The organism is Streptomyces sp. NPDC058697, from assembly GCF_042715345.1.
Taxonomy (GTDB): Bacteria; Actinomycetota; Actinomycetes; order Streptomycetales; family Streptomycetaceae; genus Streptomyces; species Streptomyces liliifuscus.
This window is the reverse complement of the sequence record NZ_JBHXSU010000006.1, coordinates 218,760-241,968: the sequence shown is the minus strand read 5'-3', so window position 1 is coordinate 241,968 and position 23,209 is coordinate 218,760. Positions and strand designations below refer to the sequence as shown.

17 protein-coding genes are annotated in these 23,209 nt (G+C 71.1%); 11 read left to right on the top strand and 6 right to left on the bottom strand.

The window, feature by feature from the left end; translation table 11 throughout:
• Positions 1-65: 65 nt before the first annotated feature.
• The 5 genes from iolD to ACFWXQ_RS17015 all read left to right on the top strand — a co-directional run bounded on the left by iolD (position 66) and on the right by ACFWXQ_RS17015 (position 9,216).
• A complete protein-coding gene (gene iolD / locus ACFWXQ_RS17035; protein WP_383940416.1) occupies positions 66-1,961 on the top strand; it encodes a 3D-(3,5/4)-trihydroxycyclohexane-1,2-dione acylhydrolase (decyclizing) in 1,896 nt (631 codons plus the stop codon).
• A gap of 14 nt (positions 1,962-1,975) precedes the next feature.
• Entirely contained in the window at positions 1,976-3,478 is a 1,503-nt protein-coding gene (gene mmsA, locus ACFWXQ_RS17030) for a CoA-acylating methylmalonate-semialdehyde dehydrogenase (protein WP_386268457.1), read from the top strand.
• Between the two features lie 221 nt (positions 3,479-3,699).
• Positions 3,700-6,333, top strand: a complete 2,634-nt coding sequence (locus tag ACFWXQ_RS17025; RefSeq protein WP_383955699.1) for a CocE/NonD family hydrolase — start codon at positions 3,700-3,702, stop codon at positions 6,331-6,333.
• Positions 6,330-7,265 carry an ABC transporter permease gene (locus ACFWXQ_RS17020; protein WP_383955702.1) on the top strand — a complete coding sequence of 312 codons (936 nt, stop codon included), beginning with the start codon at positions 6,330-6,332 and terminating at the stop codon, positions 7,263-7,265. Before ACFWXQ_RS17025 ends, ACFWXQ_RS17020 begins: the two co-directional genes overlap by 4 nt.
• 202 nt (positions 7,266-7,467) lie before the next feature.
• Positions 7,468-9,216 carry a VWA domain-containing protein gene (locus ACFWXQ_RS17015; protein WP_383955703.1) on the top strand — a complete coding sequence of 583 codons (1,749 nt, stop codon included), beginning with the start codon at positions 7,468-7,470 and terminating at the stop codon, positions 9,214-9,216.
• A 464-nt stretch (positions 9,217-9,680) separates the two neighbouring features.
• Here the strand turns inward: ACFWXQ_RS17015 and ACFWXQ_RS17010 are convergent, their stop codons facing one another.
• On the bottom strand, positions 9,681-11,345 hold the full coding sequence (locus ACFWXQ_RS17010) for a hypothetical protein (protein WP_383954799.1): 1,665 nt from the start codon (positions 11,343-11,345) through the stop codon (positions 9,681-9,683).
• A gap of 198 nt (positions 11,346-11,543) precedes the next feature.
• Positions 11,544-12,137, bottom strand: coding sequence for a TetR/AcrR family transcriptional regulator (locus ACFWXQ_RS17005; protein ID WP_383954801.1), 594 nt, complete (start codon positions 12,135-12,137; stop codon positions 11,544-11,546).
• Positions 12,138-12,292: 155 nt separating this feature from the next.
• On the opposite strand from ACFWXQ_RS17005, the gene ACFWXQ_RS17000 reads away from it, so the two are divergent.
• Positions 12,293-13,099: an SDR family NAD(P)-dependent oxidoreductase gene (locus ACFWXQ_RS17000; protein ID WP_383954803.1), complete on the top strand. Its 807-nt coding sequence runs from the start codon at positions 12,293-12,295 to the stop codon at positions 13,097-13,099.
• 128 nt (positions 13,100-13,227) lie between these two features.
• Positions 13,228-15,147 carry an AMP-dependent synthetase/ligase gene (locus ACFWXQ_RS16995; protein ID WP_383954805.1) on the top strand — a complete coding sequence of 640 codons (1,920 nt, stop codon included), beginning with the start codon at positions 13,228-13,230 and terminating at the stop codon, positions 15,145-15,147.
• Positions 15,148-15,244: 97 nt separating this feature from the next.
• Here the strand turns inward: ACFWXQ_RS16995 and ACFWXQ_RS16990 are convergent, their stop codons facing one another.
• Complete coding sequence (locus ACFWXQ_RS16990; protein WP_055614979.1) at positions 15,245-15,655, bottom strand: rodlin; 411 nt, start codon at positions 15,653-15,655, stop codon at positions 15,245-15,247.
• Between the two features lie 203 nt (positions 15,656-15,858).
• Entirely contained in the window at positions 15,859-16,272 is a 414-nt protein-coding gene (locus ACFWXQ_RS16985; RefSeq protein WP_200398075.1) for a rodlin, read from the bottom strand.
• Positions 16,273-16,523: 251 nt separating this feature from the next.
• On the opposite strand from ACFWXQ_RS16985, the gene ACFWXQ_RS16980 reads away from it, so the two are divergent.
• The 3 genes from ACFWXQ_RS16980 (at position 16,524) to ACFWXQ_RS16970 (ending at position 19,138) form a co-directional block, all read left to right on the top strand.
• Positions 16,524-16,940, top strand: a complete 417-nt coding sequence (locus ACFWXQ_RS16980; RefSeq protein WP_383954807.1) for a rodlin — start codon at positions 16,524-16,526, stop codon at positions 16,938-16,940.
• Between the two features lie 286 nt (positions 16,941-17,226).
• The gene (locus ACFWXQ_RS16975) at positions 17,227-17,484 is read left to right on the top strand and encodes a chaplin (protein ID WP_383954809.1); all 258 of its coding nucleotides are present in this window, start codon (positions 17,227-17,229) and stop codon (positions 17,482-17,484) included.
• A gap of 103 nt (positions 17,485-17,587) precedes the next feature.
• Positions 17,588-19,138 carry a chaplin family protein gene (locus ACFWXQ_RS16970; RefSeq protein WP_386268449.1) on the top strand — a complete coding sequence of 517 codons (1,551 nt, stop codon included), beginning with the start codon at positions 17,588-17,590 and terminating at the stop codon, positions 19,136-19,138.
• A gap of 41 nt (positions 19,139-19,179) precedes the next feature.
• On the opposite strand, the gene ACFWXQ_RS16965 is transcribed toward ACFWXQ_RS16970, so the two are convergent.
• Both ACFWXQ_RS16965 and ACFWXQ_RS16960 read right to left on the bottom strand, forming a co-directional pair.
• Positions 19,180-20,439, bottom strand: coding sequence for an FAD-dependent oxidoreductase (locus ACFWXQ_RS16965; protein WP_383954240.1), 1,260 nt, complete (start codon positions 20,437-20,439; stop codon positions 19,180-19,182).
• Entirely contained in the window at positions 20,439-21,701 is a 1,263-nt protein-coding gene (locus tag ACFWXQ_RS16960; protein ID WP_383954238.1) for an ATP-grasp domain-containing protein, read from the bottom strand. The genes ACFWXQ_RS16965 and ACFWXQ_RS16960 overlap by 1 nt, the downstream gene beginning before the upstream one ends.
• Positions 21,702-21,857: 156 nt before the next feature.
• Between ACFWXQ_RS16960 and ACFWXQ_RS16955 the strand changes: the two genes are divergently transcribed.
• A complete protein-coding gene (locus ACFWXQ_RS16955) occupies positions 21,858-23,174 on the top strand; it encodes a glycoside hydrolase family 26 protein (RefSeq protein ID WP_386268446.1) in 1,317 nt (438 codons plus the stop codon).
• Positions 23,175-23,209 lie beyond the last annotated feature (35 nt).

The following is a 23,209-nucleotide window of genomic DNA, read 5'->3' as shown; positions in this document are numbered from 1 at the left end:
TTCAGACGTATGACGTGGCGGATCTGCTTCCACCCGGGACACGAAGAAAGCGCAGAGGGCTACCGATGACAGAGCCGACGTCAACGACGACAAGGCTGACGGTCGCGCAGGCACTGGTGCGGTTCCTCGCCGCCCAGTACACGGAACGCGACGGCGTGCGACGCCGCCTGGTCGACTCCACCTGGGGCATCTTCGGGCACGGCAACGTCGCCGGACTCGGGCAGGCGCTCCTGGAGTACGGCAACGACATGCCGTACCACCAGGGCCGCAACGAACAGGCCATGGTCCACGCGGCCGTCGGCTACGCGCGTCAGTCCAACCGCCTCTCCGTCCAGGCGGTCACGACGTCCATCGGTCCCGGCGCCACCAACCTCGTCACCGGCGCCGCCCTCGCCACGATCAACCACCTGCCGGTGCTCCTGCTGCCCGGGGACGTCTTCGCGACACGCCCCGCCGACCCGGTCCTCCAGCAGCTCGAAGTCCCGTACGCGGGCGATGTGTCGGTCAACGACTGTCTGCGTCCGGTGTCGAAGTACTTCGACCGGATCACCCGCCCCGAGGCGCTGATCCCGGCCGCCCTTCAGGCGATGCGGGTGCTCACCGACCCGGTCGACACGGGTGCCGTCACGCTCGCGCTGCCGCAGGACGTGCAGGCGGAAGCCTTCGACTGGCCCGAGGAGTTCTTCGCCGAGCGGGTCTGGACGGTCCGCCGCCCGGTCGCCGCCCCGGAGGAACTGGCCGCCGCCGTCAGGGCGATTCGGGACGCCAGGCGCCCCCTGCTCGTCGCGGGCGGCGGGGTCCACCACAGCGAGGCCGAGGACGCGCTCAAGGAGTTCGCCGACCTCACCCGCATCCCGGTCGCCTCCACCCAGGCCGGCAAGGGCTCGCTGAACTGGGACCACCCGGCGGACGTCGGCGGCGTCGGCCACACCGGCACCGCGACCGCCTGCGAACTCGCCCGCACCGCCGACCTGGTGATCGGCGTCGGCACCCGCTACACCGACTTCACCACCGCCTCCGGCACCCTCTTCGCCGCCCAGGGCGTGCGCTTCCTGAACGTCAACATCGCGTCCTTCGACGGCCACAAACTCTCCGGACAGCCGCTGATCGCGGACGCCCGCACGGCCCTGGAGTCCCTCACGGAGGCACTCGCGCTGCACGGCCACCGCGCCGAACCCGCGTACGTCACCGAGTACACGGACGACAAGGAGCGCTGGGAGTACCGCGTCGACGCCGCCTACGAGGTGGAGGACCCGGACATCCGGCCCACCCAGCCGCAGGTCCTCGGTCTGCTCGACGAGATCGTCACCGGCGACGACATCCTCATCAACGCGGCCGGCTCCCTCCCCGGCGACCTGCACAAACTCTGGCGCGCCCGCTCCCGAGACCAGTACCACGTCGAGTACGGCTATTCCTGCATGGGCTACGAGATCCCGGCCGCCATCGGCGTACGGCTCGCCGCGCCCGACCGTCCCGTCTGGGCGCTGGTCGGCGACGGCACGTATCTGATGATGCCGACGGAGATCGTCACCGCCGTCCAGGAGGGCATCGCGATCAAGGTCGTGATCCTGCAGAACCACGGGTACGCGTCCATCGGCGGCCTCTCCGAGACGGTCGGCGGCGAGCGGTTCGCGACCGCCTACCGCCACCGGTCCGAGGACGGCACGTACACGGGGCGTCCGCTGCCCGTCGACCTGGCCGCCAACGCGGCCAGCCTGGGCATGCGGGTCCTGCGCGCGAAGACCGTGCGCGACCTGCGGGCCGCCCTCGCCGAGGCCCGGGCCGACGACACTCCCACTTGTGTCTACGTGGAGACCCAAACGGCAGACACAGTGTCGGGCGCGCCCCCGGCGCAGGCCTGGTGGGATGTTCCTGTGGCCGAGACCGCGACCCGACCGTCGGCGGTCAAGGCCCGTGAGCTGTACGAACGGCACGTCTCCACCCGGCGCCGCCATCTGTGAAGGAGCACTCGGTCATGACGAAGATCGTCAACCACTGGATCGGCGGCAAGTCCGTCGAGGGCGCGTCGGGCACGTACGGGCCGGTGACCGACCCGGCGACCGGCGCCGTGACCACCAAGGTCGCCTTCGCGACCGTCGACGAGGTGGATGCGGCGATCGCCGCGGCGAAGGACGCCTACGCGACCTGGGGCACCGCCTCGCTCGCCAAGCGGTCCACGATCCTCTTCACGTTCCGCGCGCTGCTGGACGCCCACCGTGACGAGATCGCCGCTCTGATCACCGCCGAGCACGGCAAGGTCCACTCCGACGCCCTCGGCGAGGTCGCCCGCGGCCTGGAGATCGTCGACCTGGCCTGCGGGATCACCGTCCAGCTCAAGGGCGAGCTGTCGACCGAGGTGGCCTCCCGGGTCGACGTCGCCTCCATCCGCCAGCCGCTTGGTGTCGTGGCGGGCATCACGCCGTTCAACTTCCCGGCCATGGTGCCGATGTGGATGTTCCCGCTGGCCATCGCCTGCGGCAACACCTTCGTGCTCAAGCCCAGCGAGAAGGACCCCTCCGCCTCCGTCAGGCTCGCGGAACTGTTCGCGGAGGCCGGCCTGCCGGACGGCGTGCTGAACGTGGTGCACGGCGACAAGGTGGCCGTCGACCGCCTCCTGGAGCACCCGGACGTCAAGGCGGTCTCCTTCGTCGGTTCCACCCCGATCGCCCGCTACATCCACACCACCGCCTCCGCCAACGGCAAGCGCGTCCAGGCCCTCGGCGGCGCCAAGAACCACATGCTGGTCCTCCCCGACGCCGACCTGGACGCGGCGGCGGACGCGGCCGTCTCGGCGGCTTACGGCTCGGCGGGCGAGCGCTGCATGGCCATCTCGGCCGTCGTGGCCGTAGGTGCGGTCGGCGACGAGCTGGTGGAGAAGATCCGCGAACGCGCCGAGAAGATCAAGATCGGCCCCGGCAACGACCCCACCTCGGAGATGGGCCCGCTGATCACCGCCGCCCACCGCGACAAGGTCGCCTCCTACGTCACCGGCGCGGCCGCCCAGGGCTCGGAGGTCGTCCTGGACGGCACCGGCCACACCGTCCAGGGCCACGAGGACGGCCACTGGATCGGCCTCTCGCTCCTCGACAAGGTGCCGACGACCTCGGACGCCTACCGGGACGAGATCTTCGGCCCGGTGCTGTGCGTGCTGCGCGTCGACACGTACGAGGAGGGTGTGGCCCTGATCAACGCCTCGCCGTTCGGCAACGGCACCGCGATCTTCACCCGGGACGGCGGCGCCGCCCGCCGCTTCCAGCTGGAGATCGAGGCGGGCATGGTCGGCGTCAACGTGCCGATCCCCGTCCCCGTCGGCTACCACTCCTTCGGCGGCTGGAAGGACTCCCTCTTCGGAGACCACCACATCTACGGCAACGACGGCACCCACTTCTACACCCGAGGCAAGGTCGTCACCACCCGCTGGCCCGACCCGTCGGAGGCCCCGACGGGCGTTGACCTCGGCTTCCCACGCAACCACTGACCCGCGTCCTCTGAGCGCCCCGCCAGGGGCGCTTCAGGGGCGCGGGGAACTGCGCGACAAGCCCCCACCGGCCCGCAGCCGACCAAAAACAGAACCCCCCGAGCCCTCCCCGCGTACAGCGGACGCGGTACCCGGCAGGGGCCCCGTACTCCCGTGGGAGGGGTGGGGGTTCAACCTGAAAGCTGTCTGGGGCCGACAGCTACGGCCCGTACTGTTGACGCATGGATCTTCGACTGCCCGCACTGCGGCGGCCCCGACGGTGGATCGCCGCCGCGGCCGCCGTCGTGCTCGCCGGCGCCGGCACGTGGACCGCCGTCGCCTCCGACGGGGCACCCGCCGTACACCGCACCGACCAGCTCATCAGTACGGGCGACGGGGTGAGAATCGACACGTCGTACTTCACCGGCGACGCCTCCGGACGCCGGCCCGCCGTCCTCCTCGCGCACGGCTTCGGCGGCAGCAAGAAGGACGTACGCACCCAGGCGGAGGACCTCGCCCGCGACGGGTACGCGGTCCTGACGTGGTCGGCCCGCGGCTTCGGCGGATCCAACGGGAAGATCGGGCTGAACGACCCCAAGGGCGAGGTCGCCGACGCCTCCAAGCTGATCGACTGGCTGGCCAAGCGCCCCGAGGTCCAGCTCGACAAGACCGGTGACCCGCGCGTCGGCATGGCCGGCGCGTCCTACGGCGGCGCGGTCTCCCTGCTCACAGCGGGGACCGACGACCGGGTGGACGCCATCGCCCCGGCGATCACGTACTGGAACCTCGCGGACGCGCTGTTCCCGAACGGCGTCTTCAAGAAGCTCTGGGCCGGCATCTTCATCAACACCGGCGGCGGCTGCGACAAGTTCGAGAAGCAGCTGTGCGAGATGTACAACCGGGTCGCGGAGTCCGGCACGCCCGACGCGGCGGCGACGAAGCTCCTTCAGGAGCGCAGCCCCGTCGCCGTCGGCGACCGCATCAAGGTGCCCACGCTCCTCATGCAGGGCCAGACCGACTCGCTCTTCCCGCTCGACCAGGCCGACACCGCGGCAAAGGCGATCAAGGCCAACGGCGCACCGGTGGACGTCGACTGGATCTCCGGCGGCCACGACGGCGGCGACATGGAGGTGGGCCGGGTCCAGGGGCGTGTGCAGTCCTGGTTCGACCGCTACCTGAAGGACGAGAAGGGCGTCGACACCGGCCCCGCCTTCCGCGTCACCCGGAACCTCGGCCTGGGCTCCGGCGACGGAGAGCCCCGGCTGGGCAGCGCGACCGAGGACACCTACCCCGGCTTGACGAGCGGTGGGCGCTCGATCGCCCTGACCGGTCGCGAGCAGCGCTTCGACAACCCGGCGGGCTCCAGCCCGCCCGCCATCTCGGCCCTGCCCGGCCTCGGCGGCGGTGGCCTGTCCCAGCTGTCCTCCCTCGGGGTCGGGGTGTCCCTCGACTTCCCCGGCCAGTTCGCCTCGTTCGAGTCGGCGCCCCTGACGGAGGATCTGCAGATCACCGGCTCGCCGACGGCCACGGTCCACGTGAAGTCGACGAGCGAGGACGCGGTGCTCTTCGCCAAGCTGTACGACGTCGGGCCGGGCGGCGCCCAGCCGGTGCTGCCCTCACAGCTGGTCGAGCCCATCCGGGTGGAGGGCGCCAAGGCCGGCAAGGACGTACGGATCACCCTGCCGGCGATCGACCACGAGGTGGACGACGGCCACCGGCTGCGCCTGGTCCTCGCCTCGACGGACCTCGGCTACGCCTCACCGACGGCCCCGGCGACGTACACCGTCTCCCAGCAGAGCGGCCTCACCGTGCCCGCGCCGCTCGGCGGGGACACCGCCGCGGCGGCGCTGCCCGCGTGGGTGTGGTGGCTTCCGCTCGCCGGTGCCGGGCTCGCGCTGGCCCTGCTGCTCAGCGGACGGCGCCGCACGGCGACACCCGCCCCGGACCCGGCACAGTCCGAAGTCCCGCTCCAGATCACCGACTTGAGCAAGCGGTACGCCAAGTCGGCGGACCGCTACGCCGTGCGGGACCTCACCTTCCGCGTGGAGAAGGGCCAGGTCCTGGGCCTGCTCGGGCCGAACGGCGCGGGCAAGACCACGACACTGCGCATGCTGATGGGTCTGATCAAGCCGGACGCCGGAGAGATCCGCGTCTTCGGCCATGTGATCCGGCCGGGCGCGCCGGTCCTGTCGCGCGTCGGTGCCTTCGTCGAGGGAGCGGGCTTCCTGCCGCACCTCTCCGGCCGCGAGAACCTCGAACTGTACTGGCGGGCGACGGGCCGTCCGCCCGAGGACGCGCACCTGGACGAGGCGCTGAAGATCGCGGGCCTCGGCGACGCACTGTCCCGAGCGGTACGGACCTACTCGCAAGGCATGCGCCAGCGGTTGGCCATCGCCCAGGCCATGCTCGGCCTGCCGGACCTGCTCATCCTCGACGAACCGACCAACGGCCTCGACCCGCCGCAGATCCGTGAGATGCGCGAGGTCATGATCCGCTACGCGGCGGCCGGCCGTACGGTGATCGTCTCCAGCCACCTCCTCGCCGAGGTCGAGCAGTCCTGCACCCACCTGGTGGTCATGGACCACGGGAAACTGGTCCAGGCGGGCCCGGTGAAGGAGATCATCGGCTCGGGCGACACGCTGCTGGTGGGCACGGCCACGCCGACCGACGAGCCCGTCGTCGAGAAGGTCGCCGCGCTGCCGGGTGTGGTCTCGGCCGTCCGCACCGACGACGGACTCCTGGTCCGGCTCGACGCGGACGGAAGCGCGCGGCGCCTGGTCGCCGAGCTCGTGCGGATGGACGTACCCGTGGAGTCCGTGGGTCCCCACCGCCGTCTCGAAGACGCCTTCCTCACCCTGATCGGAGAGTCCGCATGAGCACGCTGGCCGACCGCGCGGAGGAGCGCGGGGAGAGCGCCGAGCGCGCCGAGGAGCGTGCGGGGGCTGCTTCCGCCCGGCCCGTCGAGGTGGCCGACGGCTACCGCGCGGGGCGCACGCTGCCCCTGAGGGTCGAACTGGTCCGGCAGCTGAAGCGGCGCCGCACGATGGTCATGGGCGGGCTGCTGTTCGCCCTGCCCTTCATCCTGCTGATCGCCTTCCAGGTCGGCGATCCGGGCGGCGGCGGCAACGGCTCCCAGCGGATCAACCTGATGGACACCGCGACCTCGTCCGGGGCGAACTTCGCCGCCGTGAACCTCTTCGCCTCCGCGGGCTTCCTGCTCGTCATCCCGGTGGCGCTGTTCTTCGGGGACACCGTCGCCTCGGAGGCGAGCTGGTCGTCGCTGCGCTATCTGCTCGCGGCGCCGGTGCCCCGGGCCCGACTGCTGTGGTCCAAGCTGGCCGTCGCCTTCGGGCTCAGCCTGGCCGCGCTGGTGCTGCTGCCGGTCGTCGCACTCGCCGTCGGTACGGCGGCCTACGGCTGGGGGCCACTGCAGCTCCCCGTCGGCGGCACGCTGCCCGTCGGGACCGCCGCCCAGCGCCTGCTGATCATCGTGGCGTACATCCTCGTGTCCCAACTGATCACCGCGGCCCTGGCGTTCTGGCTGTCCACCAAGACGGACGCCCCGCTCGGAGCGGTCGGCGGAGCGGTCGGGCTGACCATCATCGGCAACGTCCTCGACGAGGTGACGGCGCTCGGCGACTGGCGCCACTTCGTGCCCGCGCACTGGCAGTACGCCTGGCTCGACGCCGTCCAGCCGCAGCTCGACTGGAGCGACATGATCCAGGGGACGTCTCTGTCGCTCACCTATGCGATGGTGCTGTTCGCCCTGGCCTTCCGCGGGTTCGCCCGCAAGGACGTGGTGTCGTAGACGGCCGGTGACCTCGTCATAGGGGCCCTTCGGACACCCTCTGGTCTCCGGAGGGTGTCCGGAGGGTCTCCCACCGGTCTCAACTGCCGTCCGCCGTGGCCGCATTGAGATTCATCCGCAACGCCTTGGCCCGCTCCTTCCGGCCGCCTCCGCCGTCACAGTCACAGACGTCGACTCAAAGAGGTCACCCGAGGGGGCACGCATGAGGCGCAGCGGACGGCATCAGGCACGGTGGGGCGAGCGGGGAGTTCAACGGGGACTCCAACAGGGACTCCAACGGGGAGTCCAACCCGGACAGGGGCGAGGGGTAGGGCAGGGGCGGCGGCGTCGTCGTGTGCGTGGGGCTCTTGTCGCCGGGGGCGTGGTCTTCGGGCTTCTGCTCACGGCCTGCGGTGGCGGGGGCAGCGACGGGAGTTCGTACGACCGGGGTGGCAGCAAGGCCAAGGACGACAACGGCTTCCCCGCCCCCGGACCCGTTCAGCCGACCGGCCCCTCGGGCACCGACGACGGCAGCGCCGAGGGTGACCGGAAGGGCGAGCTCCGCGAGAGTTCGCCGCCCGCCGACTACCTCTCCACGTTTGCCCTGGACGTCGACACCGCCTCGTACGGCTATGCGCGCCGCACCCTTGAGGAGGGGCGCAGGCCCGACCCGTCGACCGTCCGGCCCGAGGAGTTCATCAACAGCTTCGGCCAGGACTACGAGCGCCCGGACGGCAACGGGTTCACGGTGACCGTGGACGGTGCCCGTACGGCGGCACCGGACGGTTCGATCGGCGAGGGCGCCGACTCCGACTCCGACTCCGGCTCCGGCACGTTCGGTGAGGAGAACCGGGGCTGGCGGTTCCTCAGGGTCGGGCTTGCCACCCGCGAGGCCGAGGACGCCGGTGAACGCCCGCCCGCCGCCCTCACGTTCGTCATCGACGTCTCCGGCTCCATGGCCGAACCCGGCCGACTCGACCTGGTCAAGCAGTCCCTGGGCGTGATGACGGAACAGCTGCGCGACGACGACGCGGTCGCGCTCGTCTCCTTCAGCGACGAGGCCAGGACCGTGCTTCCGATGACCCGGCTGGGCGACCGTCGTGGCCTCGTCCACGAGGCGATCGACACGCTTGAGCCCACGGACTCGACCAACCTCGGCGCGGGCGTCACCACGGGGTACCGGACTGCCGTGGACGGCCTGCGCGCGGGTGCCACCAACCGGGTCGTGCTGCTCTCCGACGCCCTCGCCAACACCGGCGAGACCGACGCCGACGCCATCCTCGACCGGATCGCCGATGCCCGCCGCGAGCACGGCATCACGCTCTTCGGGGTGGGCGTGGGCAGCGACTACGGTGACGCGCTGATGGAACGCCTCGCCGACAAGGGCGACGGTCACACCACGTACGTGTCCAATGCCGCGGACGCTCGTACGGTCTTCTGCGACCAGCTTCCGCGGAACATCGAGCTCACGGCTCGTGACGCCAAGGCGCAGGTTTCGTTCGATCCGGAGACCGTCGACCGGTTCCGGCTGATCGGCTACGACAACCGGCAGGTCGCCGACGAGGACTTCCGCGACGACCGGGTGGACGGTGGGGAGGTCGGGCCGGGCCATACGGTCACGGCGCTGTACGCCGTGCGGGTCAAGCCGGGGGCGGCGGGGCACGTCGCTACGGCGACTGTGCGGTGGCTCGACCCCGACTCCCGTACGCCGCACGAGGAGACGGGGCAGATCGAGACGGACTCCCTCGACCCGAACCTGTGGTCGTCGGAGACTGCGCGCAGTGGGCTCCAGGTCGCGGCGATCGCGGCGTACTTCGCGGACGCGCTCCGCTTCGGCGGCGGGGGCGGCGCGCCGGTACCGCCGTCCCTACGGGAACTCGCCTCACGCGCCGACGCGTTGGCCTCCGCCACGGAACGCAAACCGATACGCCAACTGGCCGAGACGATAGACCGGGCGGCAGATCTGGGGTAGTTGACCGCGTGCGGGCGGGTGGGGGCTGATCGCGCAGTTCCCCGCGCCCCCAAAAGCCCCGCCAGCCGCCCGTCGCCGAGTCGGGCCCGCGCCGGGGCATCCGATCGCAGCTGTGTCATCCAGAACCAACGAGATGCCCTCAAGAGGTCGTGCTGCGATCGGAAACCCCGACACGCCCCCTTCGGCAGAGGGGCGACTGCCGCTGGGTGGGGGCGGGCCCCTTCAGGGGCGCGGGGAACTGCGCGCTAAGCCCCCACCGGCCCGGCAGCCGACAAACGACCGCAAGCCCCCTCCCCCAGGGGCGCGGGGAACGGCGCAATCTTTTGGCTTTTAGGGGCGCGGGGAACTGCGCGACAAGCCACGACGCACCCGCACGTACGCACCGGCCTCAAGCAAGTCTTCAAGGGGCGCGGGGAACGGCGCAATCTTTTAGGGGCGCGAGGAACGGCGCGACCAGCCCCCACTCACCCGCACAGTTCCTTCTCCGCCCGCACGGGGTCGTTGGGGAAGCGGAACGACGTCCGCTCCCACGCCCCAACCACGTTGCGCAGAAAGCGCCCCGGGCTCAGCGCCCCCCGAGTCGCAGAGTTCAACTCGGCAAGCGCACCGCAGTGCAAGGCACGCCGAGCGGCGGCAACCCGGGCGGGATCGGCCCAGCCGGGCAGAGCCCCAGGCACACCCCGGTCGGCCGCAAGCCACGCATCCGGCAGCCTCTTGTCGTGGCCGACCCGCCCACCCCCCACCCGCTCGGAATGCGCGGCCAGCGGATAGGCCAGCCCGATCGGATCGAGCGCGGCCCCGTCGAGCGGTACGACAGACCCGTTGAGCCCCAGGACCACATAACTGGCCGTCATGGAAGGAGCCCCCGCACCCCCAGGCGCCGCCACCCGCCCCTCCTTGCCGAACAGCAGGGCCGGCGCTCCGGAGTACCGCGCCGCCCACACCTTCCGCGCGTACTCCATGTGATGCGGAGCCCCCACGAAGGTGTGCCGCACGGGATGCGGATCGGCGTTGTGGCGGACGTACACCCCGCGCTCGTCCGCGATCCCCGCCGGACCGATCTGCCCGCCGTACGGAATCCGCAGCCACCCCGCGCACACCACCGCCCACAGGCCGACTCCGACCGCCGCCAGCGCGCCCACGCGTGTCACCGGCACCACGAAGACGGGCAACAGCATCAGCAGGAGGCCAGGCAGCAGCATCCGCCCGTGCATGAAGTCACCGCCGACCTTGATGACGTACAGCCAGCACAGCAGCCCGGCGACGACGGGTGCGAGCACGGGAACGAGCCGGGCGACACCGCCGCGCGCGGACAGCACCGCGGCCGCCACGAACAGTGCGGGCACCCATAGGAGGTAGGGATGCGCGAAGTCCCCGAGATAGCCGAAGCCCCGCCCCCACAGACTCCCCGAGGCCTCCTTCGTCACGGCGGGCAGCGGCACCAGATGCCCGTAGTACCCGGCCCGGAACACCTCGTACGCGGCCGGCAGCGCGCCCGCCGCCCCCGCACCCGCGAGCGTGCCCCGCCACGACGGCCGCACGAGCAGCCACTGCGCGCCCAGGAAGACGACCGACACGAGCCCCAGGTCGGGCCGGACGAGTGGCCCGAGTCCGATGAGTGCCGAGGTGAGGAGTGAGGCGGGTCGTGTGATCAGCGTCAGCCACGCTCCCGCGATCCAGCATGTTGCGAGTCCCGTCTCCAGACCCGAGGTGGCGAAGTCCCATACGGGCGGCAGCCCGAGCAGTACGAGGGAGCCCAGCGGCAGGGCTGTTCGGACGCCGTACGTCCGCAGCGCCCCGAGGCCCGCGAGCGCGAAGCCGGCCGCGGTCAGCAGCAGTCCCCCGAGGACCGCCGCCGACACCGGGTCCACCCCCGCCGTTCCGGCCGCCACGAGCAGCCACTGCCAGAGCGTTCCGGTCGACGACTCGACGCGCTCACCCGCGTTGAACACGGGGCCGTTGCCCGCCAGCACCTGCCGCACGGTCCGTACGTAGATGTAGGCGTCGTCGGACATCCACCGCCGTTGGAATCCGGCGTACGCCACCACGAGCGCGGGTCCGAGCCACACCGCCGTCCGGGCCCGGTCCGCCCACACCGCCCGCCGCCCCGGCCCGGGCAGCAGTGACACGGAGGAGGGAGCGGAGGGGGAGGAGGGCGGGCGGGGCTTCGGGTATGGGGGGTGCGCTGGGGAGTGCGTCGACGTCATGTCCCGTTCATCGGCCCGCGTCAAGCCGAGCTTGACGCCAGGGGCGGGCAGGTGTGGGCCGAACGGGGGACAGGGCAGAGGGAACTGACGTCGAGTCAGGATGCTGCTGGTTGGTGGCGGTCAGGTGGCGTTGGAGCGGCGGCCCGCGCCGTGCAGCAGCGTGTTCACGACGAGCGTGGCCAGTGCGTCCGGGTCCTGTTGGGCCTCGGGGCCGTGCAGGGCCTCGCCGATGAGCGCGTAGTAGACGCGCCGCGTCCACTCCAGGTCCACGGAGGCGTCGAGGAGGCCCTCGTCCCGCGCGCGGCCGAGGAGTTCGAGGCAGCGGGCGCCGACCTGCTCCCAGCCCGCCGCCGCGGTCCCGCCCTCGTCGTCGGGGCGGCTCAGCGCATAGCTCCAAGCCCCCTTGATCCGCAGGACGTTGGCGGTGATGCGATGCAGGGAGACCAGCGGCGGCGAGGTGTCCGGGCGGCCGTCCTCGACGGCCTCGGCGAGCTGGCGTACGGCCGACTCGGCGAGCGCCTCGATCAGCGCCTTCCGGCTGGCGAACCGCCGGTGCACCGTCGTCCGCGCCACCCCCGCGGCCTCTGCGATCTGTTCCATGGACGCGCCGGGATCGGCGGCGAGCACCCGCTCGGCCGCCTCCAGGATCACGCGCACACTGCGCTCCGCGTCGGCGCGCAGCCGTCGGACGGGCCGGACGGCGGGTTCGGCCATGGGGACCTCCTGAGGGGGCGTGGGGCGGACGACCGGGTCAAACGATACGCGGGAGCGGCAGCTGCTCTTTTATGTGTGTCAGTACTGTTGCAGATATTGAGAAATGGGCTACTCTCTTGTAGTAGATAGTGCACCCAGAAGCGAAGGGAAACATCATGACTCTCGCTCTCGTTACCGGCGCCTCCTCCGGGCTCGGCGCTGAGTTCGTTGACCAGCTCGCCGCTCGTGGCCATGACGTGGTTCTCGTGGCCCGGTCCGAAGGTCGTCTCGAAGAGGTGGCCGACCGGGTCCGCGTACGCCACGGTGTGCGGGCGTATGTTCTGCCCCAGGACCTTGCCGAACCGGACGCGGCTCGGCGTGTTGCGGATGTTCTCGCCGCCCGGGGGCTTTCCGTCGATCTGCTGGTCAACAACGCCGGGTTCGGTACCTGCGGCCGCTTCGAGGGCATCGATCCGTCGCGTGACCACGACGAGATGATGGTCAACGTCGTCGCCCTGGTCGATCTCACCCACGCCCTGATCCCCGGCATGCTGGAGCGCGGCTCGGGCGCGGTCCTGAACGTCGGCTCCACGGCGGGCTACCAGCCGAGCCCGTACTTCGCGGTCTACAGCGCCACCAAGGCGTTCGTCCTGAACTTCTCGCTGGCCCTGCGGCAGGAGTACCGCGGCCGTGGCGTCAGGGTCACGGCCCTGTGCCCGGGCCCGGTGGAGACCGGCTTCTTCGACGCCATCGGCACCCGCAAGGCCGCCGTCTCGGGCTCCTTCACCACCTCGGAACCCGTCGTACGAGCCGCCCTGCGCGCCCTCGACCGCGATCGCGCCTATGTCACGCCGGGGTTTGGCAACGCCCTGGGCGCCCATCTCACCCCGCGCCGTCCGCGCGCCCTGGTCGCCGCCATGGCGGAGCGCGTCACCCGCAAGGTTCTGGAGCCGGAGGGCGGGCGGGAACGGGTCGCCGCCTGAGGGGCGTTCGTGTGCTCCGCCCGACGGGGGAAATCTCCAAGCGGGTTGAAAATCCCCTACGCGTGAGTAAGTTGACCCGGAAGTAAGTACGCGCCACCGCGTAACGCGAGCCGCGACCGGGAGCTGTCATGGGCGTACGCAAGGACCTGAAACGGGCGAAGAAGCGCACCGATCTGGCGGACCGTGCCAAGGTCGAGATCACGAGAGACCACCATGGAGCCGTCCGTGAGGCGCGCATGCCTGCCCTCGCCCCGAAGGCCGTCACCGGCAGCATCGCCGATCTGCCCTTCACCAACGCGGCCGAGGCTCCCGACGCCGTGGTCCTCCGCCGCAGGGAGCACGGCACCTGGCAGCCGGTGACCGCGGCCGCCTTCGCCCGCGAAGTCACCGCCGTCGCCAAGGGGTTGGTCGCGGCGGGCCTCGAACCGGGCGGCCGCGTCGCGGTCATGTCCCGTACGCGCTACGAGTGGACGCTTCTCGACTTCGCGATCTGGGCGGCGGGCGGCCGGAGCGTGCCCGTGTACGCCACGTCCTCGCCCGAGCAGATCGAATGGATCGTCCGTGATTCGGACGCCCGGTTTGTTGTGGTCGAGACCGCCGAGAACGCTGCGGCGGTCGCGGCCGGTACGGCCGAGCACCCGGATCCGCCGCATGTGTGGCAGATCGACGGGGGAGCGATCTCCGATCTGACCGTGCTGGGTGGCGGTGTGGCCGAGGAAGAGGTCACCAGGCGCCGGGCGGCTCTTGCTCCTGACACCGTCGCGACCATCTGTTACACCTCCGGCACCACCGGGCGGCCCAAGGGCTGTGTCCTCACCCATGCCAACCTGCACGCCGAGGCCGCGAACACGGTCGAGTTGCTGCACCCCGTCTTCAAGGCGGTCACCGGCCAGGTCGCCTCGACGCTCCTCTTTCTTCCGCTCGCCCACATCCTGGGGCGCACCCTCCAGATCGCCTGTCTGATGGCCCGTATCGAACTGGGCCACTGCCCGAGCATCAAGCCCGACGAACTCCGCCCGGCGCTACGGGAGTTCCGGCCCACCTTTCTGGTAGGTGTGCCCTATCTCTTCGAGAAGATCCACGGCACCGGCCGCGCCACCGCCGAACGGATCGGCCGCGCCGCCTCCTTCGACCGCGCGCACCGGATCGCCGTCCGCTTCGGCGAGGCGCACCTCGACCGGTTCCTCGGCCGCGGCAAGGGCCCGGGTCCCGGCCTGTACGCCGCCTGGGCCCTGTACGACCTGCTGGTCTACCGCCGCGTCCGCAAGGAGATCGGCGGCCGTACGCGCTACGCCATCAGCGGCGGCTCCCCGCTCGACCGCGACCTCAACCTCTTCTTCTACGCCGCCGGCATCATCGTCTACGAGGGCTACGGTCTGACCGAGACCACCGCCGCGGCGACGATCGTCCCGCCCCTGAGCCCTCGGCCCGGCACGGTCGGGCTCCCCGTGCCCGGCACCTCGATCCGTATCGCCGACGACGGTGAGGTGCTCATCAAGGGTGGGATCGTCTTCGGTGCCTACTGGAACAATCCGGCCGCCACCGACGCGGCTCTGACCGGGGAGTGGTTCGCGACCGGCGATCTTGGTGACCTTGACGAGGACGGCTATCTGACCATCACCGGGCGTAAGAAGGACATCCTCGTCACCTCCGGCGGCAAGAACGTTTCCCCGGCCGTTCTGGAGGACCGTCTTCGCAGCCGTCCCCCGGTCGGCCAGTGCGTCGTCGTCGGCGACAACCGTCCCTATGTCGCCGCTCTGATCACCCTGGACCGGGAGGACCTCACCCACTGGCTCTACGTCCGCGGGATGCCGGCGGACACCCCCGTCTCCGAGCTCGTTCACGACCCCCGGATACGCGCCGACGTCCAGAAGGTCGTCGACCACGCGAACCAGGCCGTCTCCCGTGCCGAGTCGATCCGTGAATTCGCCCTGGTGGAAGGCGAGTTCACCGAGGAGAACGGTCTCCTCACCCCGTCCCTGAAGATCAAGCGCCACGCGGTGACAGCCGCGTACGCGAAGGAGATCGAGGCGCTGTACGGCGGCTGAGGGGGCGGCTCGGAGGCTGGGACCGGACGCCGGGGCCGGGCATGGGAACAGCGGGCCACCCGCGAGGGGTGACCCGCTGTTCGCGCCGCTGCGGAGATCAGCTGCGGTCGGCGCCGTTGCCCGAGAGCACCGGGATGTTGTCCAGGATGTGCGACAGGGGCTCGTCGCCCTTGGCCTGGGTCGAGTTCTCGGTGCACTGCTGGTTCTGCGGGGCCGACAGGATCGGCACGTCCTGCAGGACGGTGATCGGCACGGCGCCGATGAGCGAGGCCAGGTTGGCCTTGACCGGCAGACCGACACAGGGCTTGTTCAGGGAGCCCTGCACGAGCGAGAGCTGGGGGCTCATCTTGCCGTGCGTCGCCTGGTTGCCGTACTTCTGGACGGAACCGTTGCCGTTGGCGGTGGTGACGCCGTCGTCGTTGCCGATGGCCAGCGCCTGGGGCGCGCCGGCGGCCGACAGACCGGCGACAGAGGCGGCAATGGCCGCGGTCGCCATCAGCTTCTTCATGTTCGTTCCCTTTCGGAGAATGGCCCCGTGACGGAGCCGCATAACGATCAACAGTGCGGTGGACGGTGCGGTTGCGGGGTTTGCCCCGATTGGCCCACAGGGTTCCTCGGGACCGAAGTTGCGCGCGCCGCCGTAAGACATGAGGACGTGAGAGGGGCAGCGGGCCACCGTGAGACGGGCGGCCCGCTGCGAGGTGCGGCAGGTCAGCTGCGGTCGGCGCCGTTGCCGGAGAGCACCGGGATGTTGGAGAGGATGTGCGACAGCGGCTCGTCGCCCTTGGCCTGGGTCGAGTTCTCGGTGCACTGCTGGTTCTGCGGGGCCGACAGGATCGGCACGTCCTGCGCGACGGTGATCGGCACCAGACCGGCGAGCGAGGCCAGGTTCGCCTTGGCCGGCAGGCCGATGCAGGGCTTGTTCAGCGAGCCCTGGATGAGCGCCATCTGCGGGCTCATGTCCCCGTACGTCGCCTGGTTGCCGTAGACCTGCGCGGCGTGGTTGCCATTGGCGGTGGTGACGCCACCGTCGTTGCCGATCGCCATCGCCTGGGGCGCGGCGGCAGCCGAAACACCGGCGACGGAAGCGGCGACCGCCGCTGCAGCCATAACCTTCTTGATCACTTGCTGGTCCCTTCTGGAGTAACCCCGTCCACCGGAGCGACCTGGACAACTGCCCCCGGCCCGCATAGTTGCTCCGATTCACTCCGATGGCCCATTTGGGAAGCCCGTTTGTACGGTGCACGCGCGCGAGGGATTCCGTTAATTCCGGAGTGCCGAACGGGCCAATCGGGTGACGGTACGAAACCAATGGAGCCGCTTCCGGTTGATGCGAAAGCAGGAACATGTGTCTCTGCCAGGAAAGGACCGGAGAAATGCTCAAGAAGGCAATGGCCGCGGCGGCGGTCGCCGCTTCTGTCGTCGGCGTCTCGGCGGCGGCAGCCCCCCAGGCGCTTGCCATCGGGAACGACGACGGCGTCACCACGGCCAACGGCAACCACGCCGAGCAGGCGTACGGCAACGCCAAGACCGGCGGCGACCTGAGCCCGCAGGCCTCGCTGGTCCAGGGCTCGCTGAACAAGCTCTGTGTCGGCCTGCCGGTCAAGGCCAACGCGGCCTCGCTCATCGGTGTCTTCGTGCCGGTCACCGTCCTGCAGGACGTGCCGGTCCTCTCGGCCCCGCAGAACCAGCAGTGCGCCGAGAACTCCACCCAGGCCAAGGGTGACGAGCCGCTGTCGCACCTCGTGGACAACATCCCGGTGCTCTCCGGCAACGGTGCCGACCGCAGCTGATTCGCCGTCGCCAAGGATGCCCGGGCGTCCCCTCGGCTCTTCGCGCAGGGGGTGTCCGGGCTCTTTGGCACTATTTTCTGTTTTTGTTTTCTGTCGGTTCTTCCGCTGGTCCTTCCTTATGGCAGTGACGTTTCCCCTGCTGAATCCACGCGGAGCGTTCGGGTGAATTACCGGGGAGCCGCACTTTCTGTAGTTTCTTCGGCCCCCTTCCTCTCGTTCTACAGCCCGCAGGTCATGGTGCGAGCCGTTCAGGCTGGGCTCGTCCGGTTTCGGCCGTCATAGGGGCATGACCGCAGAGAAAGGGAAGTACGTGAAGCACAAGAAGAGTGCCGTCGTCGTAGCCGGCGCGATCATGGCCATGGGAATGGCCGCCCCGGCCTTTGCCGACTCCGAGGCGTACGGTGCTGCCGTGGGCTCGCCGGGTGTCCTGTCGGGCAACGTGGTCCAGGTTCCCGTCCACATCCCCGTCAACGTGTGCGGCAACTCGATCAACGTGATCGGTCTGCTGAACCCGGCGTTCGGCAACGAGTGCGTCAACGACTGACGTCGTAACGCATCAGCCGACCGGCTGTGTCACGCCGGCCTTGGACTGCCTTTCGGCGCCAAGGCCGGCTTTCCCACTTCTACCAGCAGAGAAGACAACGAGATTGCGACAGACCCTGAGCAGGGGAATGGTCGTGGCCGCCGCCGCGACGAGCTTCATGTCCCTGTACACCCCCCAGGCGTTCGCCGACACGAACGCGAACGGGGTCGCAGCGGACTCGCCCGGCCTGCTGTCCGGCAACAGCGTGCAGGCGCCCGTGAACGTCCCGGTCAACGCGTGCGGCAACTCCGTCGACGTGGCGGCAGGCCTCAACCCGACGTTCGGCAACTCCTGCGCCAGCACCCCGGGCACGGGCAAGCACAGGAAGCCGGACACGCCCAGGCATGCCGCTGAGTCCGGCCATGGCTCGGACGACCGTTACGGCTCCGACTACGGCTATGGCTCAGACCACGGCTACGGCTCAGACGATGGTTATGGCTCGTACTACGGCTACGGCTACGGCTACGGCTACGGCTACGGCTCGGACGATGGCTACGGCTCCGGTCGCCACGGTTCCGGTCGCCACGGCGGTCCCGGGCACGGTGGTGGTGGTTCCGGCCACCACGGCGGCGGCTCCTCCGCGCACGGCGGGACGCACAACTCGCCCGGCGTCGGATCGGGCAACAACGCCGAGGTGCCGGTGGACGTGCCGGTGAACGCGTGCGGCAACACCGTGGACGTGGTCGCCCTGCTGAACCCGACGTTCGGCAACAAGTGCGGGAACCATAGCGGCCCGAAGGGCCATGGCCCGCGCGACAACGGTCCGCAGGGCCACGGTCCGCAGCACAACGGCCCGCAGAGCCATGGCCCGCGCGACAACGGCCCGCAGCACAACGGGCCGCAGGGCCACGGCCCGCGCGACAACGGCCCGCAGAGCCATGGCCCGGGGGGCTACGGCGACGACACCCCGCCGACCAGGCCCCCGAGCGCGCCGCCGACCGCACCACCGGCCGAGCCGCCGACCACACCACCGGTCAAGCCTCCCACTACGCCGCCCACGAAGCCGCCGAGCACGCCTCCCATCACCACGCCTCCCGCTTCCACGCCGCCGGCGGCCAACCCGCCGACGACGGCGCCTCCCACCACCGCACCACCGACCAGGACCCCTCCGGTCACGACTCCTCCGGTCGCGGGTCCACCGACCACGACTCCTCCGGTCACGATCCCTCCGGTCACGGGTCCCCCGACCACAACCCCTCCGACCACGACCCCTCCGGTCGTGACTCCTCCGGTCACGGGTCCGCCGACCACGACTCCTCCGGTCGTGACTCCTCCGGTCACGGGTCCGCCGACCACGACTCCTCCGGTCGTGACTCCTCCGGTCACGGGTCCCCCGACCACAACCCCTCCGGTCAAGACCCCTCCGGTCAAGACCCCTCCGGTCAAGACCCCGCCGGTCACAAGCCCCCCGGCCACGACCACAACCCCTCCGGTCGCAAGCCCCCCGACCACCATGCCGCCTGCCACCACCCCTCAGGGGCCGGAGGCCAGGGTGCCGCAGTTGGCGCATACCGGCAGTGATGGGCTGCTCGCGGCCTCGGCTCTGAGTGCGGGGATGCTGGTCGGTGGAGCGGTGCTGTACCGGCGAAGCCGGGTGGCGTCCCGTCAGTGGTGACGCGTCGGGTGCCGGACGCGTCGCGCCCGGCACCCGCACCGTCAGTGCCCGGCCGCCCCGAGCACCCCGCGCCGCTCCCGGGCGCCGGGCACGGGCACCCGGGCCGGCCCCGTACGCAGCCGGCGCCGCACCCCTCGTACGAGGGTCCGGGCCGTGAACGAGGCGCCGTGCACGAAACGCATGGCGGGGCCGAAGGCGGAGGCCGTGACCAGGCCCGCGAGGAAGAGGCCGGGAGAGGACGTCTCGAACTCCCGGCCCACGCGAGGGGATCCGTCGGGTGACGCGGCCAGGGCTCCGCGTAGGTCCTCGGGCAGCAGGTCCAGGCGGTCGCGTGTCGCCCTGAACCCCGTGGCCGCGATGACGTGTTCGGTGTCCAGGGACGTCAACTCGCCGGCGCGGCCCAGTGTTTCGAGGCGTACGACGCCCTGGGCCGGATAGGCCGCCGCGACCTCCTGGCCCAGGAGGAGTTCGACGGCCGGTTCGACCCGGTCGCGGACCCACCAGGCGCCCGCAGGGCCCAGTGCCGTGGCGGCGACCCGGGTGCGCGTGGACTCGGGGAGGGCGCGGAAGGCGTCGGGGCGTTCGGCGTAGAACCAGTTGCGCCAGCCGCAGCCCAGGCCGCTGTGCGGGGCGCGGGCCGACTGCCACCAGGGGCGCTCCCAGGGCGGCGGCACGTCGTTCCACCGGAGTCCGTCGGCGCGGGCGATCACCCGGACGTGGGTGCCCTGTTCGGCGAGCAGGGCCGCGGTCTCCAGGGCCGCCTGGCCGCCGCCGATGACGGTGACGTCCTTGCCGCGGAAGCGGTCGAGGTCGCCGTGGTCGCAGCTGTGCGAGACGTGCTCGGGGCCCAACTCACCGTAGACCACGGGTACTTCGGTGAATGGAAGGACTCCGACCGCCAGGACCACCGTTCGCGCGCGGACGCTCCTGCCGTCCTCCAGGACCGCCTCGAAGCCGCCCAGGCAGGGGTGGACACCGGTCACCATGCGCTCGTCGACCTCGGGGACCGCGTGCCGCGCGAACCACAGTCCGTACGAGGCGAACACCTCGACGGGGACGGGCTCCCCGTGCCGGGCCCGTACCCCCTGTTCCGCGCAGTAGGTGTCCAGGCGCAGACGGCCCTCGGGGTCCGAGAGGCTGGACGCCCACGGCTCCGACTTGAGGAACATGCCGCGGGGCATGTGGTCGCGCCAGGACGCCATCGGCCGGCCGAACACACGCAGGCTCAGGCCGGCCGCCGCGGCGTGGGAGGCGATGGACAGACCGTAGGGACCGGCCCCCACCACCAGCAGGTCGTACATCAGCAGCTGCTCGCTTTCTCGTCGTCGGACAGGGGGTTGGCGTCGCGGCGGGCCGTCTGCCGGACGACCCGGGCGTCGGCTGCCGGTGCGGCCGGGGACCGGCGGGCGCGGTGCAGCACGCGGCGGACCGCGTGGCGGGACCACAGCGCCCACAGAGCGGTGCCGGGCGCGAGGTCGTCCCGGGCGTGCCAGGCCCGCTCGGTGCCGGAGCCGAGCGCGGCGAGCGGCGCGTAGTTCTCCGCCACGAAGGTGCGGCCGGGCAGCGGGGCGGGCGGCGGCAGCGGACGGTGGGTCAGATCCAGGTGCAGCGCACGCACCACATCGAGCCCCGCCCCGTCCGCGAAGAGCCGGAACTGCGCGCCGGGCCGCGGATTGAAGTCGAGCAGGTGGTACGCGCCCGTCGCGTGGTCGCGGCGGAAGTCCAGGTCGAAGATGCCGCGGTAGCCGAGTGCCGACACCAGCCGTTCCGCCAGCGCCTGCACGGTGGGGTTCGGTGTCCAGCGGCCGACCGCGGTCAGCCCCGCCCCGCGCGGCCAGGAGAGCAGTTTGCGGCCGGGGCCGCCGCCGCACACAGCGCCGGACCGGTCCGCGTACCCGTGGAAGAACCAGTCCTGGTCGGGTGCCGGCGGCAGGAACGCCTGGAGGAGCAGTCTGCTGCCCGCCTCCTCGGCGCGGCGGCACAGCGTGTGGGCCTCCTGCGCCGAGCGCAGGACCGCCGTGCTGCGCAGGTCCGTACCCGTGGGCAGCAGCCAGGGGCGGCTCCACTTCGCGACCACGGGGAGCCCGAGCCGCCGGACCGCCGCGATCGCCTGTGCCGGGGTGTCGGGCATCAGCGTCGGCGGGTGCGGGATGCCCGCGGCCTCGCACAGGGCGGCCAGTTCCGCCTTGTCCGCGACGCGTTCGGCGAGACCGGCGGGGGAGAGGGGGAGCAGATAGCGGGGTGCGAGAACGTCCCGCATCCGGTCCACCGCGACCGCGCAGGCGTCATCCATTGGGATCAGTACGGCGGGACGGGACACCCGGGCCGCCACTCGGCGCAACGTCAGCGCGATGTCGGCGGGTGAGGCGCCGGGTGCGGGCGGCGGATGCATGCGGTGGACAAAGCGCGATCTGCGCACCGGACTTCCGGTGGAATCGGCGACCACGTGCACGTCGATTCCGGCCCGGCCGAGGGAGCGTACGGCTCCCAGCGTTCCGTGGTGAAAGGGATTCCGGTCGATGCGCAGAAGTACGGCGGGAACACGGGTGTCGAAGGGCGGCATGGGCATATTTCCTTGAGGTCTCTTCTGTTGTCTCTTCGGATGTCTCACTCGTGCGGGTGATCCGGGATTTTTCCGATTGCCCGGCCCGGTTGGCGCATTGCACATTTATGTGACTGGGTGTCAGTGGACGGTGGAAAAGGAACGCGAGGAGCGGACATGGCCCCACTGCAACGGACCCGAACCAGGCGGCTGGCGTACGCCACCGCCGCACTCACCGCCGGACTCGTCGCGTCGGCCGCCCTCGCCTCGGGGCCGGGGTACGCCGTGGGCGCGGGGGTGGGGGATCCGCCGGCTCCGACGCCGACCGCTCCCTCCGCCGTCGTCGCGCCCGTGGCACCGGCGGGGCCCGTCGCCCCGGCGGCGACCGCGACGGTCGAACCGGCCACCCCGACCGCCCCGGCCGCGACGCCCTCGAAGGGTCCCGGGGGGCCTGCCTTCGGCGCCTACCTGGACTACGGCCCCCGTGGCGTGGCGCGGATCGCCGAGCTCAGCCGCTGGCTGGGCGGCGCCGACCTGCGCGTGGCGCACACGTATCTGCCCGGCGACCGCTGGAGCAACATCGAGGGCCTGCCCGGCTTCCTCGACACCTGGGCGGACTGGCGGGCGGACGAGGACGACCGGCTCTTCGTCCTCAACGTCCCCATGCTGGAGCGCAACGAGGAGGACGTCTCCGACGCGGAGGTCCGCTTCCAGCTGCGCCGCGGCGCGGCCGGAGCCTTCGACCAGCACTTCCGCAGGCTGGCCGAGCGGCTGGTCGACCTGGAGGCGCCCGACACCGTCATCGTGCTCGGCTGGGAAATGAACGGCATGACGTACACCCATCGCTGCGGCCCGGACCCGGAGGCCTGGAAGAAGTACTGGAAGAGAATCGTCACCACCATGCGGGCGGTGCCGGGGCAGAAATTCCGGTTCGACTTCGCGCCGAACCGCGGCCGGGACGCCATTCCCTGGACCCAGTGCTATCCGGGCGACGACACGGTCGACATCATCGGCATGGATTCGTACGACCAGCCGCGGGGCCAGTCATTCGACGAGGCCGTGTCGGAGCCCTACGGACTTCAGGCGCACGTCGACTTCGCGAAGGCCCACGGAAAGCCGATTTCCTATCCGGAATGGGGGCTCTTCCGTAACGGCGACAACCCGACGTACATGAAGCGCATGCTCGCGTGGATGGACGAGCACAGGCCGCTGTACAACACGCTCACCGACTACTGCCCGCACGGCGTGTGGCAGTGCGGGGACAACCCCAAGGCGTCCGCGATCTACCGGGCGGCGCTCTTCGGCCGCACCGACACGACCCCGCTGCCCAAGCCGACCGACCCGGCGCCGAAGCCGACCGCACCCACCCCGGTGCCCAAGCCGACACCGGTGCACCCGCCGAACTGCTCGCCGATCGAGCTGGGCGACTGGGTCGAGTACTGGCTCGGCGGGAAGCTCTGCCTGCGCTTCGACTGGTGGTCGCGCCACCGCTGAGCGGGCATCCGCCGACGGGGCGGTGGCGGCGGGTC